Below are 18,589 nucleotides of genomic sequence, written 5' to 3' on the forward strand. Positions count from 1 at the left end.
TTACCGGTGGTTCTTGGTGCGCAGCTTGGAGAACAGCCCGCCGGGCTTGGACCCGTTCGAGGCGAGCGACGGTACGTCCTCGCCACGCTGCTGGGCGAGTTCGACGAGGAGGTCGCGCTGGGCGTCGTCGAGTTTGGTCGGCACGACGACGTCGATGTGGACGTGCAGGTCGCCGCGGCCGTCGACGCGGCCGGAGGAGCGCAGCCGCGGCATGCCCTTGGCGGTGAGCACGAGTTCGGTGGCGGGCTGGGTGCCCGGCTCGATGTCGAGTTCGTAGTCGCCGTCGATGAGCGTCTCGATGGGCACCGTGGCGCCGAGGGCGGCGGTGGTCATCGGGATGCGGAAGTTGCAGTGCAGGTCGTTGCCCTGCCGGACGAACACCTCGTGGGGTGCCTCGTCGATCTCGACGTACAGGTCGCCCGCGGGGCCGCCGCCGGGGCCGACCTCGCCCTGGCCGGAGAGGCGGATGCGCATGCCGTCGCCGACGCCCGGCGGGATCTTCGCGGTGACGTTGCGGCGGGCGCGGACCCGGCCGTCACCGCCGCACTGGCGGCAGGGGTCGGGGATGACCTCGCCGAAGCCGCGGCAGACCGGGCAAGGACGGGCCGTGACGACCTGACCGAGGAAGGACCGCTGCACGGACTGGACCTCGCCCGCCCCGCCGCAGGTGTCGCAGGTCTTGGTGCCGGTGCCTTCGGCCGCGCCGGCGCCGCGGCACAGGTCGCAGACGATGGCGGTGTCGACGGTGATCTCGCGGTCGACGCCGGTGGCGCATTCCTCGAGGGTGAGGCCGAGGCGGATGAGCGCGTCGGAGCCGGGCTGCACGCGGCTGCGCGGGCCACGACCGCGGCCGCCGCCACCCCCGGCGGCGCCGAAGAAGGCGTCCATGATGTCGCCGAGGCCGCCGAAGCCCGAGAACGGGTCTCCGCCGCCTCCGCGGGCACCGCCGTCCATGGGGTCGCCGCCGAGGTCGACGACCTTGCGCTTCTGCGGATCGGACAGCACCTCGTACGCGGTGGTCACCTCGCCGAAGCGGTGCTGAGCGTCTTCCGACGGGTTGACGTCGGGGTGCAGTTCACGGGCCAGTTTGCGGTACGCGCGCTTGATCTCCTGATCCGTCGCGTTCTTCGCAACCCCGAGAATGCCGTAATAGTCCCTCGCCACCGTCTTCGCCTTCTCCTTCTGACTTCGACCTCACCGCCGCGTTCAGCGACCGGCGAGGATCTGCCCCACGTAGTTCGCCACCGCGCGCACCGCGGCGATGGTGTTCGGGTAGTCCATCCTGGTCGGCCCGACGACGCCCATCCCGCCCAGCAGCATGTCGTCCATCCCGTAGCCGATGGACACCACCGAGGTGCTGCGCATCTGCTCGTCCTCATTTTCCTCACCGATGCGCACGCTGATCGCACCGGGGTTGCGGGCGGCCGCCAGCAGCTTGAGCACGATGACCTGCTCCTCGAGCGCCTCCAGCACCTGCCGCAGCGATCCGGGGAAGTCCGAGACGTTGCGGGTGAGGTTGGCCGTGCCACCGAGCACCAGCCGCTCTTCGGGGTGCTCGACCAGCGATTCCACCAGCACGGTACAGACACGCGTGAGGCTGTCGCGCAGTTCGCCCGGCGACTTCTCGGGCAGCTCGGCGACCGACGCCGCGGCGTCGGCGAGGCGGCGGCCCGCCAGCGCCCCGTTGAGCACCGTGCGCAGCCTGGCGACGTTCTCCTCGGTGATGACGTCCCCGAGGTCGACGGTGCGCTGGTCGACGCGGCCGGAATCGGTGATCAGCACCAGCATCAGCCGCGCGGGCGTGAGCGGCACCACTTCGAGGTGGCGGACGGCGGAGTTGGTCATCATCGGGTACTGGATGACCGCGACCTGCCTGGTCAGCTGCGCGAGCAGCCGGACGGAGCGGCGCAGGACGTCGTCGACGTCGGTGCCGCTGTCGAGGAAGGCCGTGATGGCCCGGCGTTCGGCCGCGCTGAGCGGTTTGACCTCGGCGATCCGGTCGACGAACAGGCGGTATCCCTTGTCGGTGGGGATCCGGCCCGCGCTGGTGTGGGGCTGCGTGATGTAGCCCTCTTCCTCCAGCGCCGCCATGTCGTTGCGCACCGTGGCGCTGGACACCCCGAGGTTGTGTCTGTCGACGATCGCCTTGGACCCGACGGGCTCCTGGTTGGAGACGTAATCGGCGACGATCGCACGCAGCACTTCGAATCGGCGTTCTTCCGCGTTGGCCACCCGCACCTCCCTCGGCTCGTCCTCACAACGAGTTTACGGAAGGCGAAGTGCCCGGGGCGTCACCGGACTTCTTTGGGGTCGTCAGCCACGCCCGCGAACGGAGCGCCGCCGCGGCTCCACGGGCCTTCGGATCACTTTCACCGACCCCCACCAGGCGAAACCCGTGACGCGCAGCACCGGCGCGCCCGTCGTCGGCTGCCGCCGCCCCGTCCTGCGGCCGGTGCCGAATCCGCCCATCAGGCCGATGCCCCGGACATCGAGGGCGAAGTCCTCGGGCACGACGATCTTGACACCGCCCATGACCGCCACCGCCCTGATCGTGCAAGATCCGGCGGCGATCCTGGCCTGCCGGAGATCGAGGCGCACGCTGCCCCAGAACGCGCGGCTGACATGGTTCGACGGCAGCGGCCCGGCGAACCGCCTCGTGGTGGCGGACATGACGGCGAACGAGCGCCGTCCGCCTTGCTCCTCGTCGCCGTCGTGGGCCAGGGCGAGCGGGCCGCCGGAGGAAAGATCCGCGACGACGGGTTCGAAGTCCGCGAAAGTCCGGGCCGCGTAGACGGCGTCCAGCCTTGTTTCCAGTTCGGCGGCGGTGATCCGTCCCGCGCCCATGGCTTCGCACAGCAGTCGCGCGACGTTTTCGCGATCGGAATCGGCCACTCGCATCGCCGACCGCTTCGATTCCGGCATGACGGCGATGCTAACCGGAATCGGCGAATTCCGGAAATCACCAGGACAACGACCGGGGCCACCATGAGTGAATTCGGCTTTCCCGCTCTGACCGGAATGACAAAACCACCTCCGCTGATAATCCCGGACGCGAACGGTCGTCCCGCCGTGACAATTCGACGAACGGCGATCCGCCCGCCATTGACCGCCCAGGGGCACGTGCGGGAGTTTTCTTCCACCGGCCCGCTTTCCGACCCACCCTGGAGCGCAGTGATGACCTTTTCCTTTCGCCATGTCCTGATCGCCGCCATGACCGCGACGTTGGTCACGGTAGGCGCGTCCGCCGCGAACGCGGACACGAATTCGGTCTACACAGCCTCTTCACCGCTTCCCGCCGGCGAGAACGGCGACGTGGTCAAGTCGCAACCGTCGACCTACAACGGGGCGAAATCGACCCGGATCCAATATCTGTCCCGGGACAATAAGGACAAGCAGGTCGCGGTGAGCGGCACCGTTCTGGTGCCGGACAAACCGTGGAACGGTCCCGGCGAACGGCCGATCGTGGCCTACGCGCCCTTCACGTTCGGCATGGGGCCGGATTGCGCTCCCTCGAAAACCCTCGCCGGTGAGGGTGCCTCGGACCTGGTCTCCGGTTTCCAAGGCGGGTTCGTCAACGCGTTGCTGGGCGCCGGGTTCGCCGTGGCGCAGACCGACTACATCGGACCGTGGGTGGAAGGCAGTGGTGATCACCCGTACGTCGTCCGGTTGTCCGAGGCGCACACCGTGCTCGACGTCATCCGCGCCGCGCAGCGGCTGCCCGGAACGGGCCTGCCCGCCGACGGCCCGGTGGGCATCGCCGGATACTCCGAAGGCGGCAGTGCCGCCGCGGCCGCCGCCGAACTGGCCGCCACCTACGCGCCCGAACTGAACGTCAAGGGCGTTTACTCCGGCGCGCCGCCCGCGGACAAGGCGGCGCTGTCGAAATCTCTCGACGGCGGAATGTACTTCGGGTTCCTCGGGTACGCCCTGATCGGCATCAACCAGGCCTACCCCGAGGCCAAGCTGATGAACCTGGCTAACCCGACGGGTGCCGATCTGTTCCTGAAGGCCCGCCAGACCTGCACCATGAACGCGGTCCTCCAGTTCATGTTCAAGCAGTCCAGCTCGCTGACGAAGGAGGGCAAGCCGGTGTCCGCCTACCTGTCCCAGCCACCGTTCGACGCGATCGTGGCGGAAAACCGGATCGGCACCCTCAAGCCTGCCATGCCGGTCCTGGTCGAACAGAGCTCGATGGACGACGTCATCCCGGCCGCCGTCGGCAAGCAGATGGCGAAGGACTGGTGCGGCAAGGGCGCCAACGTCCAGTGGAAGGACCTGCCGACCTTCACGCCGTTCTTCTCCCACGCGCTGGGCATGACGACCGCGTCCACCGACGCCACCGAGTGGCTGAAGAGCGTGTTCAACGGGCAGGCGGGCAACGGCAACTGCGGCCGGTTCTGACCCGCCCCTTCGTGAGCGGCCCGGCAGTCCGCTCGTGGCCTCGCCGGTGCTCGTGTCGCGAAAGCCGTCCAACCAGGCCACGGACCCGCAGGACATGAAGAGGTGAAGGCCGAGTTTCCTCGGCTGAGCCGAGGGAAGGGGTCCTTCACGCGCAACTGCTGTGACAGCTGGTGCTCGCGGGCCGCCTGTGGCGATCATCGAGTCCGTGAAGGCCTCCTTGAGGGACTCTGGGTCCCTCAAGGAGGCCTTCACGGACTTGAGCGCGAGAGCGACCGCGCGAGAGCGCTGGGCGAAGGGTGTCAGCTGTTGCGCGGGAACCCGAGGTTCACCCCGCCCTGCGAGGGGTCCGGCCACCGTGACGTGACGACCTTCGTCCGCGTGAAGAAGTGGAACCCCTCCGGCCCGTACGCGTGGCTGTCGCCGAACAGCGAGTCCTTCCACCCGCCGAACGAGTAGTAGCCGACCGGCACCGGGATCGGCACGTTCACGCCGACCATCCCGACCTCGACCTCGTTCTGGAACCGCCGCGCGGCCCGTCCGTCGTTGGTGAAGATCGCGGTGCCGTTGCCGTAGGGGTTGCCGTTGATCAGCTCCAGCGCCGCGTCGTATCCGTCGGCCCGCGCGACCGCCAGCACCGGCCCGAAGATCTCGTCGGTGTAGATCGACATCTCCGGCGTGACGTGGTCGAACAGCGTCGGGCCGAGCCAGAAGCCGCCGTCCTCGCCGTCGACCTCGACGCCGCGGCCGTCGACGACGAGCCGGGCGCCCGCGTCGACCCCCGCCCCGACATAGGACTCGACGCGTTCGTGGTGGGCGGCGGTGACGAGCGGTCCCATCTCCGAAGTGGGCCGCATGCCGTCGCCGACGCGCAGCCGCTTGATCCGCTCGGCGATCTTCGCGACCAGTTCGTCGCCGACCGGGTCGACCGCGACCACGACCGACACCGCCATGCACCGCTCCCCCGCCGAGCCGAAGCCCGCCGAGACGGCCGCGTCGGCGGCGAGGTCGAGGTCCGCGTCCGGGAGCACGACCATGTGGTTCTTCGCGCCGCCGAGCGCCTGCACGCGTTTCCCGTGCCTGGTCCCGGTTTCGTAGACGTACTTCGCGATCGGCGTCGACCCGACGAACGAGATCGCCTTGACGTCGCGGTGTTCCAGCAGCCCGTCGACGGCCACCTTGTCGCCGTGCAGGACGTTGAGGACGCCGTCGGGCAGGCCCGCTTCGGCGAACAGTTCCGCGATGAACACGGCCGCGGACGGATCCTTCTCGCTCGGCTTGAGCACGACGGTGTTGCCGCAGGCGAGCGCGTTCGGGACGAACCACAGCGGGACCATCGCCGGGAAGTTGAACGGCGAGATCACGCCGACCACGCCCAGCGGCTGCGAGATCGAGTAGACGTCGACACCGGTGGAGGCGTTCTCGCTGAACCCGCCCTTGAGCAGCTGCGCGGCACCACAGGCGTACTCGACGTTCTCGATCGCGCGCGCGATCTCGCCCGCCGCGTCGGATTCGACCTTGCCGTGTTCGCTCGTGACGATCTTCGCCAGCTCGTGACGCCGCGCCGAAAGCAGCTCACGGAAGGCGAACAGCACCCGCGTCCGCCCGGCCAGCGACGTCCCGCGCCAGCCCGGCAGCGCACGGGACGCGGCCGCGACGGCGGCGTCGACGTCGTCCTGCGCCGCGAAGGCGACCTTCGCCCGCACCCGGCCGGTGGCCGGATCGAACACGTCCCCGGATCGGCCGCTCACGCCTTCGCACGGTTTGCCGTCTATCCAATGGGTGATGCGGTCGGTCACGGGTTCCGCCCTCCTGATCGCCGGGTGCCTGCTCCCGGTCGAGTCTGGGCGCGTGCGCCACACCGACGCCATCGGCAACGTGTACGGACTCCCGGCCCCGGCCGTACAGTCTGTCTCCAGCGTTGCCGAACCAGGTGGGAGGCCGATGTACCCGACCGTCGCCGAAGTGCTCGCGCTGCCGGTGCTGCGTCAGGGCAGGCCCCATGTGGTGGCGGGGGCGGCGGGGCTGGACGCGCCGGTCCGCTGGGCGCACGTCGCCGAGGTCGCGGACATCGCCCCGTTGCTGCGTGGCGGGGAACTGGTGCTCACCACCGGGGTCGCGCTGCCCGACGACGGCGCCGCGCTCGCCAGGTACGTCGCCGATCTGGCCGGTGTCGGAGTGGCCGGGGTCGTCGTCGAACTGGTCCGGCATTGGAGCGAGAAGCTGCCGCCCGCGCTGGTCGAGGCCGCCGACCGACACGGTGTCCCGCTGATCACCCTTTCGCGCGAGACGCGCTTCGTGTCGGTCACGGAGGCGGTGAACGGGCTGATCGTCGACGCCCAGGTCGACGAACTCCGCGCGGCGGAGCGGGTCCACGAGACCTTCACCGCGCTGACGGTCGCCGGCGCCGAACCGGGCGACATCCTGCGCGAGGTCGCGAGGCTCACCGAACATCCCGTCGTGCTGGAGACGCTGGCACACGAGGTCCTCGCCTACGACACGGCGGGGACCGACCCCGGCGAACTGCTGCCCGGCTGGCCGTCCCGGTCGCGGCCGGTGCAGGTCGGCGAGCGGACCGGCTACCACCCGGGCGCGGGCTGGCTGATCACCGTGGTCGGCGCGCGCGGACACGACTGGGGGCGGCTGGTCGTCGTCTGCGGGGATCCGCCGCCGCACCGGCACGTCGTGGTCGCCGAACGCGCGGCGTCCGCGCTCGCGGTGCACCGGCTGGTCGCCAAGGACACCGACTCCCTCGAACGCCAGGCGCACCGCGCGATCCTGACCGAACTGCTGGCGAACCCGGTGCCGCCCGCCGAGCTGACCGCGCGGGCCTCGGCGCTGGGTGTCCCGCTGACCGGGCGGCTGCTCGTCGGGGTCTCGGTGCGGCCGCGGATCACGGTGACCGCCAAAACCGCGCAGTCGACTCCGGTGCTGCTGCGAGAACTCGCCGAGGCGACCGTCCTCGCCGCCCGGCACGCCAAGGTGTCCGCTCTGGTGGCCACCGACGACACCCAGGTGCGCGCGCTGATCGCGCTGTCGCCCGAGGCGGGGGTCGACGCGGTGTTGAAGCGGCTGGCGAACGACGTCCACGAGGCCCGCGCCGGGGCGCCCGCCGTGGTCGCGGTCGGGACCACGGGCGCCGGGCCCGCCGACGCGCGCCGGACGCTCGTCGAAGCCGCGCAGGTCGCCGCGGCGGCGCTCACCGAGAACGTCGAACGGGTGGTCCACCGGCTCGACGACGTCCGGTTGCGCGGACTGCTGCATCTGCTGGCGGGTGACGAACGGATCACCGCGTTCGCCGCGCGGGAGCTCGGCCCGCTCCTGAACCGGGACGCCGCACAGGGCAGCAGACTCGTCCAGGCGTTGAGGCATTACTGCGAGCACGGTGGCAACAAGTCGGCGGCGGCCGCCGCCGCGCACACCTCCCGGACCGCCTACTACCAGCAGCTGGCCAGGATCGAGCAGGTCCTCGGGGTACGGCTCGAAGATCCGGAGTCGATGCTCTCGCTTTATGTCGCTTTGCTCGCGCACGACATTCGAAAAGCCGACGACCACACGTCCGAGTGAGCAAATATCACCCGAGAGTGGAACACAGTGACCGGGTCACGTCAGCCGATAGGGTTGATATGGCTTTCTTCGAACCGATCGGCGCCTGCGTGCTCGCGCTGGCCTGTATGGCCCCGGCACAACCCGCCGAATCCACGTTTCAGCTGACCAGCCACGACACCAGGGGCCGGGTCGGCACCGTCTCGCTCACCTGCGAACCCACCGGGGGGTCTCACCCGGGACGCGGCGGCGCCTGCGCCAAACTGTCCGAAGTGGACGGGGAGTTCGACCGGCTCCGCCCGGAACCGCGGGCCTGCACCTTGGAATACGCCCCGGTGGACGTCTCCGCCGTCGGCAAGTGGCGCGGCGAACCGGTCACCTACCGCACCTCGTACGCCAACCGCTGTGTCGCCGACGCCGAGTCGGCCGGCGTCTTCACGTTCTGACCGCTCCCGACTCCGGCGAGGTGCCCGCCGGGCCTCCCCCTCGGTGGCCCGGCGGCGCCGTTCACCGCGGCCTTGATCGCCCTCACCCCCACGAGGGCGATCAAGGCCGTGGTGTCACGACTCAAGAACGGGGCAGGTACCGGCACCCGACCCCGTCCTTCGCGGCAACGGGGGTCTGACGCGCGAGGGACCGGCTCAGGTTCCATTCGCGCCAACCATCTTCCCAAATTCCCGTCACGACCGGTCTGAGCACGCAGGACCGCAGCGGCTCCGGAAGCCGGTCGACCGAGGGCACGACGTCGGCGGAAAACCTTGAGAGGTAACCGGTGTCGAGCGTCTTGCCGTGCGCGAGCCGGTCGATGTTGCGGTCGGCGATGAACCGTTCCGGATCGAGGACGGCCAGCCCGAGCAGCGCCGCGACGGCGGCTCCGATGGCCGCGCGCGGCAGCCAGGCCGACCGCAGCGGGAGCAGGGATACGAGCACCAGCACGAAGATCAGGCCGATCCAGAGTTCGCACACCTCGACCAGCAGCCGCAGCACGGTGAACCCGTACGCCTGCTGATATGTCCACATGCGACTCAACGCCGACGCGACCAGCATCAGGCTGAGCACGCTCAACGCGCCGAGCAGCCCGCGCTGCCAGGCACGGTCGGCCGCTGACGACTTCGGCGCCCAGCGCAGCGCGGCGGCGACCAGCAGCAGGGTCAGCACGGTGATGGCGGAGAGCTGCCAGAACCCGCTCCTGGCGTATTCGGCCGCGGTCAGGCCGCTCGTGGCCAGGAGGTATTCGGTGCCACCGAACAACACGACCAGGCGGACCACGACGAAACTGGTGAACAGCGCCACCAGCACCCCGAGCGGCAACGTCCATTCGAGCCGGTGCGCCAGGCGTTTGCGCGGCGTGTCGACAGCAGCGCTGTCCGCCGGCAGCGGGGGCGCCGCCAGCAGGTAACACGCCCCGGTCACGGCGAACGCGGCCACGGTGAAGAAGAATCCCCAGCGCACGAAGGTCCCCGGGTTCAGTTCGGGGATCACCGCGTCGACGACGTTCGCGAACGCGGCGTCCGCGCCGCGCAGCAGCGGCACGAACACCAGCAGCAGCAAGGCGCTGGTCAGCACCGGCACCAGGAACCTCGGCTTCGCGCGGCCTTCCTGTTTCTTGCCGAGCTTCGCGAGCCCGCGCCCGATCCACGGGAGCGAAAGCAGCGCTTCGATCGGGACCGCGAAGACGTCGTAGATGATCGTGTTCACCGTGCGTTTCCCGACCACGGCGAGGGAGCCGGCGACGAGGGCGGCCAGCACGCACAACACGTTCAGCCACACCGACGCCCGGACCATGCCGACCGCGAGCAGCGCCAGCGCGGCCGCCGCCCATATCGCGTTGACCAGGCGGAAATGCGGTTCGGCGTCACCACGGGCGCGCTTGTCGGCGAAGAAGACCGCCACCGCGAAGGCGAGCCCGGCCACGAACCAGCCGGCTCCGGGCCGGTCCGGCATGGCGAAGGCGGCGATCAGCCCGGCCGCGACGGCCGCGGGCAGGACGGAGCCGGGCAACGGGACGATCGCCGACTTGGGCGGCACGCGGGGCCGCATCAGCACCGGGAGCGGGGGCGCGGACGGCAACGTGGTGGTCGCCGACGGGGGTGACGCGTGCGCCTGCCGGTCTTCTTGGTCTTCGCTCATCGAATCCTCCAGTTTGCGAAAGCACATATCGCAGTGCGCGCGGAGCCGCGGAAAACGCGCGGCGGGGAACTAGGGAACGGGGATCACGACGCGGATGACACAGCCCGGCCGCTGCTCAGGGGTGACGACGGCGATGCTGCCGTCGTGGAGGTCGACCACCCACCGCGCGATCGCGAGCCCCAGGCCGGTGCCCCCGCCGCCGGCCCGCTCGCCGCGGGTGAACCGCTCGAACACGCTGTCCCGCTCCCCCGGCGGGATCCCGGGGCCTTCGTCTTCGACCTCGATGACGACGTCGGCCTCGCGGGCCTCCGCCCGCACCCGGACCTCTCCCCCCGCCGGCCCGTGCCGGACGGCGTTGTCGAGCAGGTTGACCACGACCTGGTAGAGCCGGCCGCGGTCGGCGACGGCCGTCGCGCCGGGCGGTTGGACGTCGACGGTGAAGCGCACTCCGCGGCCGGTGGCGCCCGCTTCGGCGGCGACCTCCTCCAGCAGCAGTTCGAGATCGAACTCCTCCAGCTGCAACGGGAACGCGCCCGCGTCGATCCGCGAGAGATCCAGGAGTTCCGAAACGAGCCTGCCGAGCCGTTCGGTCTGCTGCAACGCGGTCTTCAACGTCGCCGGATCGGGTTCGGCGACGCCGTCGACGAGGTTCTCCAGCACCCCGTTCAGCGCGGTGATCGGCGTGCGGAGTTCGTGGGAGACGTTCGCGATCAGCTCGCGGCGGCGCTGATCCGAGGCGTCGAGGTCGGCGGCCATCTGGTTGAAGGCGTGCGACAGCTCCCCGACCTCGTCGCGGGCGGTCGCCCGGACCCGCCGGGTGTAGTCGCCCTTGGCCATCGCGCGGGCGGCGGCGGTCATCTCGCGCAGCGGCCTGGTCATCCCGTGCGCCAGGATCTGCGAGGTGACCACGGCGAGCACCATCGCGGCGATCGTGGTCCGCGGCGGCAGCCAGCCGATCTGCCAGTTGAAGAAGGCGAACGCGATACTGCCCGAGGACACCAGCAGGATCGCGAGCTTGAGCTTGATGGAGCGGACCGGGTCGAGCGGTCTCGGGAGCGCGTCGACGACGCGGCCGAGCAGCGGGCGCAGCTTCACGATCCCACCTCCAGGGCGTAGCCGACGCCGTGGACCGTGCGGATGAGGTCCGCGCCGAGTTTCCGGCGCAGCGCCTTGATGTGGCTGTCGACCGCGCGGGTCCCCGAACCGGTGCCCGCGACGTCCCAGTCCCAGACCTCACTGAGCAGGCGTTCCCTCGGCTGCACCGCCCTCGGGCGCTTGGCGAAGTGCACGAGGAGGTCGAACTCGATCGGCGTCAGCTGGGCCTGGTTGCCCGCGCGCGTGACGCGCCGCTGGTCGACGTCGATTTCGAGGTCGCCGAGCACGATCTTCGTGCCCGCGTCCTCGCCCTCGGCGCGCGCGGACCGTTCGACGCGGCGCAGCAGCGCGTGCACCCGCGCCGAGAGCACCCGCATGGAGAACGGCTTGGTGAGGTAGTCGTCCGCGCCGACGCCGAGACCGATCAGCATGTCCGTCTCGTCCGACCGGGCGGTCAGCATCAGCACCGGGACCGGGCGGCGGGCCTGGATCCGGCGGCAGACCTCGAGCCCGTCGAACCCCGGCAGCATCACGTCGAGCACCACCAGATCCGGTTCGCGCTCGGCGTCGGTCTCGACGCCGGACGGGCCGTCGTGCGCCAGGTCCACGGTGAATCCCTCGGCCCGCAGCCGCGCGGCGATGCTTTCGGCGATGGTCGCGTCGTCCTCGACGACCAGCACCCGGCGTCCTCCCAGTTCCATGGGGATGACTGTAAGCACCGGCCGTGGAGACCATCCGGGTGAGCTGTGGAGATCCTGTGGAGATGTTTCGGCCGGTTTGCCGGATTACTACGTCCGTGTGTGTGACGCAGGTCATGCACCAGGAGCCCGCGAATGCAATCGACAGTCTGCGCTCCGACGCCCTCAACAGTGAACAGTCTGCCAGTCCCACCCGCGCGGCGCGGGCGAGCACGATTCCGCAATGGAGCCGACGGCACGCGGTACGCAGCACGTGCATCCTGATGGCCGGGTGGAACTCGGCGAGGTCGAGTCCTTGAAGGACAGCCGCTTCTACAACGAAGAACTCGCCCCGGTCCCGGTCGAAAAGCGGACCTGGACCACGTACACCTACTTCGCGCTGTGGATGGGCATGGCGCACAACATCCCCTCCTACGCGCTCGCGGCGTCACTGATCGCGCTCGGGATGAACTGGGTCCAGGCACTGCTCACGATCACCATCGGCAACCTGATCGTGCTGATCCCGATGCTGCTCAACAGCCACGCCGGGACGAAGTACGGCATCCCGTTCCCGGTGTTCGCCCGCGCCTTCTTCGGGATGCGCGGCGCGAACCTGGCTGCATTGCTGCGGGCGTTCATCGCGTGCGGCTGGTTCGGCATCCAGACCTGGGTCGGCGGCGAGGCGATCTACATCATCGTCGGGCGGCTGGCCGGATCCGCGTGGAAGAACTCCACCGTCGTGCTCGGCCAGCACTGGACGCTGTGGCTCTCGTTCGGGGTGTTCTGGGTGATCCAGATGCTCATCATCTGGCGCGGGATGGAGGCGGTCCGGAAGTTCGAGAACTGGACGGCGCCGCTGGTCTCGGTCGGCTTCCTGATCCTGCTGGGCTACGTGCTGATCAAGGCGGGCGGGCTCGGGCCGATCCTGGCCGAACCCGGGAAACTCGGCTGGGGACCGGACTTCTGGAAGGTGTTCGCCCCGGCGCTGATGGCGATGATCGCGTTCTGGTCGACGCTTTCGCTGAACATGCCGGACTTCACCCGCTTCGGCGGCAGCCAGGGCAAACAGGTCCGCGGCCAGATCCTCGGCCTGCCGACCACGATGACGTTCATCGCGATCGTGGCCATCCTGACCACCTCGGGCGGCAGTGTCCTCTACGGCGAGCAGATCTGGGACCCGGCGAAACTGGCCGACCGGTTCGACTCCCCGGTCGTCGTGGTGGTCGCGCTGATCGCGCTGGTGCTGGCGACCGTGTCGGCGAACCTGGCGGCGAACGTGGTCAGCCCCTCCTACGACTTCTCCAACGCGTTCCCGAAGAAGATCACCTTCGCCGTCGGCGGGCTGATCACCGGCATCATCGGCATCCTCATCCAGCCGTGGCGGCTCTACTCCGACCCGAACATCTACATCTTCGCGTGGCTCGGCTTCTACGGCGGCCTGCTCGGCGCGGTCGCCGGGGTGCTCGTCGCCGGCTACTGGGTGGTCAACCGCACGCACCTCGACCTGCGGGATCTCTACACCGAACGCGGCGTCTACTGGTTCAACGGCGGCTGGAACTGGCGCGCGCTGGCCGCGACGCTGGTCGGCGCCGTGCTCTCGGTCGGCGGCGCGTACGGCGGGCCGTTCCCCGAGGACGGCCTGATCCCGCTCCTGAAACCGCTCTACGACTACAACTGGGTCGTCGGCCTGGCGGGCGCCTTCGTCGTCTACCTGCTGCTGTCCCTGTCCGAACGCAAGCGCACCACCGTCAGTGCCGTCGAATCAGAGGAGGATGCAAGTGAGCGACGTGGTCCGAGCCGGATTGATCCAGCAGCGGTGGACGGGTGACAAGGAGTCCATGATCGCGAACGCGGTCGAAGCCATCGGCAAGGCCGCTTCGCAGGGCGCTCAGGTCGTCTGCCTGCAAGAGCTGTTCTACGGCCCGTACTTCTGCCAGGTGCAGGACACCGACTACTACTCCTACACCGAAGGCATCCCCGACGGGCCGACGACGAAACTCATGCAGGAGGTCGCCGAACGCCACGGCGTCGTGCTGGTCGTCCCGATGTACGAGGTCGAGCAGCCCGGCGTGTACTACAACACCGCCGCGGTGATCGACGCCGACGGCACGTACCTCGGCAAGCACCGCAAGAACCACATCCCGCAGGTGAAGGGTTTCTGGGAGAAGTTCTACTTCCGGCCCGGGAACATGGGCTACCCGGTGTTCGACACCGCAGTCGGCCGTATCGGCGTCTACATCTGTTACGAGCGGCACTTCCCGGAGGGCTGGCGCGCGCTGGGCCTGGCGGGCGCGAAGATCGTGTTCAACCCGTCGGCGACCAGCCGGGGCCTTTCGGAGTACCTGTGGCGGCTGGAGCAGCCCGCGGCCGCCGTCGCGAACGAGTACTACGTCGGCACGATCAACCGCGTCGGCGTGGAACCCTTGGGCGACAACGACTTCTACGGCCAGTCGTATTTCGCGGACCCCCGCGGCCAGCTCGTCGGCGAAGCCGCGTCCGACACCGAGGAGGAGATCGTCGTCCGCGACCTCGACATGGCGAAACTCGCCGAAGTGCGGGACCTGTGGGCCTTCTACCGAGACCGGCGTCCCGACAGCTACGGACCCCTCGCGGAGGCGTGATGACCACCCTCATCAGCGGCGGGCAGGTGCTGTCCACGGCGGGCGCTTCGGCGGCGGACGTCCTTGTCGACGGCGAGACGATCGCGGCCGTCGGCGCCCCCGGCACGCTCGGGCCCGCCGACTCGGTCATCGACGCCACCGGGAAATACGTCCTGCCCGGCGGGATCGACGCGCACACCCATATGGAGATGCCGTTCGGCGGGACGCATTCCGTCGACACCTTCGGCACCGGGACGACGGCGGCGGCGTGGGGCGGGACGACCACGATCATCGATTTCGCCGTCCAGGCCAAGGGCACGTCTCTGCTGTCCACCATGGACAAATGGCACGAGAAGGCCGACGGGAACTGCGCCATCGACTACGGCTTCCACATGATCGTCTCCGACGTCAACGATTCGTCGTTGAAGGAGATGCAGGCCTGCGTCGACGGCGGGGTCGGCAGTTTCAAGATGTTCATGGCCTATCCGGGGGTGTTCTACTCCACGGACGGCGAAATCCTGCTGGCCATGCAGAAGGCGCGCGAGATCGGCGCGACGATCATGATGCACGCGGAGAACGGCATCGCGATCGACCAGCTGGCCGCGCAGGCGTTCGCCGCCGGGAAGATCGACCCGGTGCAGCACGGGCTCACCCGGCCGCCGGAGCTGGAGGGCGAGGCGACCTCGCGCGCGATCCAGCTGGCCAAGGTGACCGGGGCGCCCCTGTACATCGTGCACCTGTCGGCGTCGCAGGCGCTGGCCGCCGTCGCGGAAGCGCGCGACACCGGGCAGAACGTCTTCGCGGAGACCTGTCCACAGTATCTCTACCTGTCCATCGAGGACTTGGCGAAACCGGATTTCGAGGGCTCGAAGTACGTCGCCTCACCCCCGTTGCGGGAGAAGTCGCATCAGGCGGATCTGTGGCGAGGGCTGCGCACCAACGATCTCTCGGTGGTGTCGACGGATCACTGTCCGTTCTGTTTCAAGGACCAGAAGGAACTCGGCCGCGGCGACTTCCGCGCGATCCCCAACGGGATCCCCGGCGTCGAGCATCGGATGGACCTGCTGCACCAGGGTGTCGTTGCGGGCGAGCTGACGCTCGGGCGCTGGGTCGAGACCTGCTCGACCACCCCGGCGCGGATGTTCGGGCTGTATCCGCGCAAGGGGGTCATCGCGGCGGGGTCGGACGCGGACATCGTCGTCTACGACCCGGCGGCGAAGCAGACCTTGTCGGTCGAGACGCACCACATGAACGTGGACTACTCGGCCTACGAAGGGATGGAGATCACCGGCAAGGTCGAGACGGTGCTGTCCCGCGGCCGCGTGGTCGTGTCGCCGTCCGGCTTCTCGGGCAGTACGACGCACGGGAAATTCCTCTCGCGCGATCTGAACCAGTACCTGAACTGAGGCGGTCGAACTCAGTGTGGCGAAGCCACGCCGTTGAGGGTGGTGGAGGGGAAGAAGGCAGGATGGACTTCGGGATAGTTCTCCAGACCGATCCGCCCGCACGTGCCCTGGTGCGGTTGATGAAGGCCGCCGAGGACCAGGGGTTCCGCTACGGCTGGACGTTCGACTCGTGCGTGCTGTGGCAGGAACCGTTCGTCATCTACTCGCAGATCCTGGCGGCGACGTCGTCGATGATCGTGGGCCCGATGGTGACCAGCCCGGCCACCCGGGACTGGTCGGTGATGGCGTCGACCTTCGCCACGCTGAACGACATGTACGGCAACCGGACGGTCTGCGGGATCGGCCGCGGCGACTCGGCGCACCGGGTGGTCGGCATGCCACCGTCCACTTTGGCCACCGTGCGCGACTGCATGCACGTGGTCAAGGAACTCGCCGAAGGACGCGAGGTCCTGTTGCGGGACAAGCCGGTCCAGATCCCCTGGATCCGCAACGGCAGACTCGAGATGTGGATGGCGGGATACGGGCCGAAGGCGCTGAAGACGGTCGGCGAGCACGCCGACGGCTTCATCCTCCAGTGCGCCGATCCCGCCATCGCGCGGTGGACCATCGGCTCCGTCCGTGAGGCCGCCCGCGCGGCCGGGCGGGATCCGGCGGGGATCACGATCTGTCTCGCGGCCCCCGCGTACGTCGGCGACGATCCGGCGCATCAGCGGGAGCAGTTGCGCTGGTTCGGCGGGATGGTCGGCAACCACGTCGCGGATCTCGTGGCCCGGTACGGCGATTCCGGGCCGGTGCCCCGCGAGCTGACCGACTACATCCGCGAGCGGCAGGGTTACGACTACTCGCACCACGGGCGGGCGGGCAATCCGTCGACCGATTTCGTCCCGGACGAGATCGTGGACCGGTTCTGCCTGCTCGGGCCGTCTTCGGCGCACGTGGAACGCCTGGAGGAGCTGGCTTCGCTCGGTGTCGACCAGTTCTCGCTGTACCTGATGCACGACCAGCGCGAAGAGACCCTGAAGCGCTACGGCTCGGAGGTCATCAACCGCTGAAACCCGCAATCAGTCACCTACTTGCGCGCGAAACCAACGCAAGTAGGTGACTGATTGCGTGGGGGTCAGCCGAACCAGGCGGCGAGGGCCTCGCGCAGGCCGTCCGCGTCGTCGCCCGCCCAGGCGACGTAGCCGTCGGGGCGGATCAGGAGGACGTCGGCGGGCCGGTCCTCGGCCTTCGCGGTGTGGACGTCCACGCGCCCCTGTGCGAGTTCGCGGAGTTCCGGCCGCCCGGCGAGGTCGAGCAGGACCGGCCGCGCCGGGCGCAGCAGTGCGGCGACGCTCGTCGGTCCCTCGTCGGTCTCCAGCGCGAGATCCGGGACGAACATGCCGGCGAGCGGGTGCCCGGAGCCCGGCATCGGGTAGCGCGTGTCCGTCCCGGCGACGTGGGCGGACAGCCGCCGCGCGGCCTGCTCGTCTCCCAGCAGTTCCTGGAAGACCGCGCGGAGCGCTTCGGCGGCTTCGTCATGCCCGCGCCGCAACGCGACCTGCGCCCGGGACTGCAGGAGCGCTCGCGCACCGGCGGCGTGCCGTTCCGCGTGGTAGGTGTCCAGCAGCCCTTCCGGCGCCAGGCCCTGGATCTCCGCGGCCAGCTTCCACGCCAGGTTGACCGAGTCGGACATGCCGACGTTGATCGCCGTGCCGGTCGAGGGCAGCAGGTGGGCCGCGTCACCCGCCAGCAGGATCCGCCCTTCGCGGTAGCGCTCCGCCTGACGTGCGGAGAACTGGTAGCGCGAGAGCCGGACCGGGTCGCCCAGCGGTACGTCCCCGCCGAGCACCCGCCGGATGCTGTCCCCGAGTTCGGCCAGGGTCATCGGCACGTCGTCGTCGACCTCGCCGGGATCGTCCTCCGTGGTCTGGATGAACACGATCCCCGGCGTCAGCGAACCGAGCGCGAACACGCCGGTGTCGGTGCGGGTGAACCCCGCCTTGATCCGGCCCAGCTCCGGCGTCTCGATGTCGCCGTTGTCGTGGACGGTCAGCCCGTCCGGGATCTTGACCTGCCCGATCCGGTTGACCTCGGGATAGGTGGTGCCGGGGAAGCCGATCCCGGCCATCGCACGAACCGGGCTGCGCCCGCCGTCACAGCCCACCAGGTACGGGGCGGTGACCTCGTACGCTCCGTCCGGGCCGCGTACCTCGGCGGTCACCGACTCGTCGTCCTGGCGCAGCCCCACGACCTCGTGCCCGCGACGCACTTCCGTGCCGAGCTCGACGGCGTGCTCCTCGAGCAGCCGCTCCAGCGACTGCTGCCGTACCGAAAGCGCCTTCAGCGGCGGCTCCTCGAATCGGGTGAGGTCGACGTGCACCCCACCGAACGGGAACCGGTGCGGCTGGACGGGGTCGGTGACGAGCCCCCGCACCCGGTCCAGCAGACCGCGATAGTGCAGCAGGTCCAGGATCTGCCCGCTGAGCCCGTGGGCCTTCGGAGTCGTCCCCTGTTCCGGCCGCCGTTCCAGGACCAGCGGGCGCGCACCGGCCAGCCGAAGTTCGGCGGCCAGCATCAGGCCGGTCGGGCCGGCACCCACGATGATCACGTCGACGTCCGTCAAATCTTCACTCCTGTTCGGCCAGTTCTAGCTACGGCCGAGGATTCTGCGGCATCGCCGGGGTCTTGCCGCAAGCCCCCCGGTGCGCTATATGTTGAACATGGAGGGGCGTGCCCCACCCTCTTTCCGGGTACG

Annotated in this window: 15 protein-coding genes; 7 read left to right on the forward strand and 8 right to left on the reverse strand. The window is 69.5% G+C overall.

Going from position 1 to position 18,589, the window contains the following annotated elements; translation table 11 throughout:
- From dnaJ to CVV72_RS18870, 3 genes are all read right to left on the reverse strand, one after another.
- Positions 1-1,164, reverse strand: a complete 1,164-nt coding sequence (gene dnaJ, locus CVV72_RS18860) for a molecular chaperone DnaJ (protein WP_125676153.1) — start codon at positions 1,162-1,164, stop codon at positions 1-3.
- Between the two features lie 42 nt (positions 1,165-1,206).
- Complete coding sequence (gene hrcA, locus CVV72_RS18865) at positions 1,207-2,232, reverse strand: heat-inducible transcriptional repressor HrcA (RefSeq protein WP_219153594.1); 1,026 nt, start codon at positions 2,230-2,232, stop codon at positions 1,207-1,209.
- A gap of 81 nt (positions 2,233-2,313) precedes the next feature.
- On the reverse strand, positions 2,314-2,922 hold the full coding sequence (locus CVV72_RS18870) for a DUF1707 domain-containing protein (RefSeq protein ID WP_255632737.1): 609 nt from the start codon (positions 2,920-2,922) through the stop codon (positions 2,314-2,316).
- Between the two features lie 252 nt (positions 2,923-3,174).
- Here CVV72_RS18870 and CVV72_RS18875 point away from each other — a divergent pair, with 252 nt between their 5' ends.
- Positions 3,175-4,401, forward strand: a complete 1,227-nt coding sequence (locus CVV72_RS18875) for a lipase family protein (protein ID WP_219153595.1) — start codon at positions 3,175-3,177, stop codon at positions 4,399-4,401.
- Between the two features lie 299 nt (positions 4,402-4,700).
- Here CVV72_RS18875 and CVV72_RS18880 read toward each other — a convergent pair whose 3' ends face one another.
- Positions 4,701-6,197, reverse strand: coding sequence for a CoA-acylating methylmalonate-semialdehyde dehydrogenase (locus CVV72_RS18880; RefSeq protein WP_219153596.1), 1,497 nt, complete (start codon positions 6,195-6,197; stop codon positions 4,701-4,703).
- Positions 6,198-6,342: 145 nt separating this feature from the next.
- On the opposite strand from CVV72_RS18880, the gene CVV72_RS18885 reads away from it, so the two are divergent.
- The gene (locus tag CVV72_RS18885; protein WP_219153597.1) at positions 6,343-7,965 is read left to right on the forward strand and encodes a PucR family transcriptional regulator ligand-binding domain-containing protein; all 1,623 of its coding nucleotides are present in this window, start codon (positions 6,343-6,345) and stop codon (positions 7,963-7,965) included.
- Between the two features lie 59 nt (positions 7,966-8,024).
- Positions 8,025-8,390, forward strand: a complete 366-nt coding sequence (locus CVV72_RS18890; RefSeq protein WP_125676161.1) for an SSI family serine proteinase inhibitor — start codon at positions 8,025-8,027, stop codon at positions 8,388-8,390.
- A gap of 121 nt (positions 8,391-8,511) precedes the next feature.
- Here the strand turns inward: CVV72_RS18890 and CVV72_RS18895 are convergent, their stop codons facing one another.
- The 3 genes from CVV72_RS18895 to CVV72_RS18905 form a co-directional block, all read right to left on the reverse strand.
- A complete protein-coding gene (locus tag CVV72_RS18895) occupies positions 8,512-10,074 on the reverse strand; it encodes a DUF4153 domain-containing protein (protein WP_219153598.1) in 1,563 nt (520 codons plus the stop codon).
- Between the two features lie 69 nt (positions 10,075-10,143).
- Positions 10,144-11,169 carry a HAMP domain-containing sensor histidine kinase gene (locus tag CVV72_RS18900; RefSeq protein ID WP_219153599.1) on the reverse strand — a complete coding sequence of 342 codons (1,026 nt, stop codon included), beginning with the start codon at positions 11,167-11,169 and terminating at the stop codon, positions 10,144-10,146.
- Positions 11,166-11,849, reverse strand: a complete 684-nt coding sequence (locus tag CVV72_RS18905) for a response regulator transcription factor (protein WP_219154017.1) — start codon at positions 11,847-11,849, stop codon at positions 11,166-11,168. Before CVV72_RS18905 ends, CVV72_RS18900 begins: the two co-directional genes overlap by 4 nt.
- 241 nt (positions 11,850-12,090) lie before the next feature.
- Here CVV72_RS18905 and CVV72_RS18910 point away from each other — a divergent pair, with 241 nt between their 5' ends.
- The 4 genes from CVV72_RS18910 to CVV72_RS18925 all read left to right on the forward strand — a co-directional run bounded on the left by CVV72_RS18910 (position 12,091) and on the right by CVV72_RS18925 (position 16,904).
- Positions 12,091-13,674, forward strand: coding sequence for an NCS1 family nucleobase:cation symporter-1 (locus CVV72_RS18910; RefSeq protein WP_219153600.1), 1,584 nt, complete (start codon positions 12,091-12,093; stop codon positions 13,672-13,674).
- Positions 13,625-14,467 (forward strand): nitrilase-related carbon-nitrogen hydrolase, encoded by an 843-nt coding sequence (locus tag CVV72_RS18915; protein WP_034316377.1) that lies wholly within the window; start codon positions 13,625-13,627, stop codon positions 14,465-14,467. Before CVV72_RS18910 ends, CVV72_RS18915 begins: the two co-directional genes overlap by 50 nt.
- A complete protein-coding gene (gene hydA / locus CVV72_RS18920; protein ID WP_219153601.1) occupies positions 14,467-15,852 on the forward strand; it encodes a dihydropyrimidinase in 1,386 nt (461 codons plus the stop codon). The genes CVV72_RS18915 and hydA overlap by 1 nt, the downstream gene beginning before the upstream one ends.
- 62 nt (positions 15,853-15,914) lie before the next feature.
- A complete protein-coding gene (locus CVV72_RS18925) occupies positions 15,915-16,904 on the forward strand; it encodes a TIGR03842 family LLM class F420-dependent oxidoreductase (protein WP_219153602.1) in 990 nt (329 codons plus the stop codon).
- Between the two features lie 65 nt (positions 16,905-16,969).
- On the opposite strand, the gene CVV72_RS18930 is transcribed toward CVV72_RS18925, so the two are convergent.
- Positions 16,970-18,457 carry an FAD-dependent monooxygenase gene (locus CVV72_RS18930; RefSeq protein ID WP_219153603.1) on the reverse strand — a complete coding sequence of 496 codons (1,488 nt, stop codon included), beginning with the start codon at positions 18,455-18,457 and terminating at the stop codon, positions 16,970-16,972.
- Positions 18,458-18,589 lie beyond the last annotated feature (132 nt).

The sequence above is a fragment of the Amycolatopsis sp. TNS106 genome (genome assembly GCF_019330265.1).
GTDB classification, from domain to species: domain Bacteria; phylum Actinomycetota; class Actinomycetes; order Mycobacteriales; family Pseudonocardiaceae; genus Amycolatopsis; species Amycolatopsis lurida.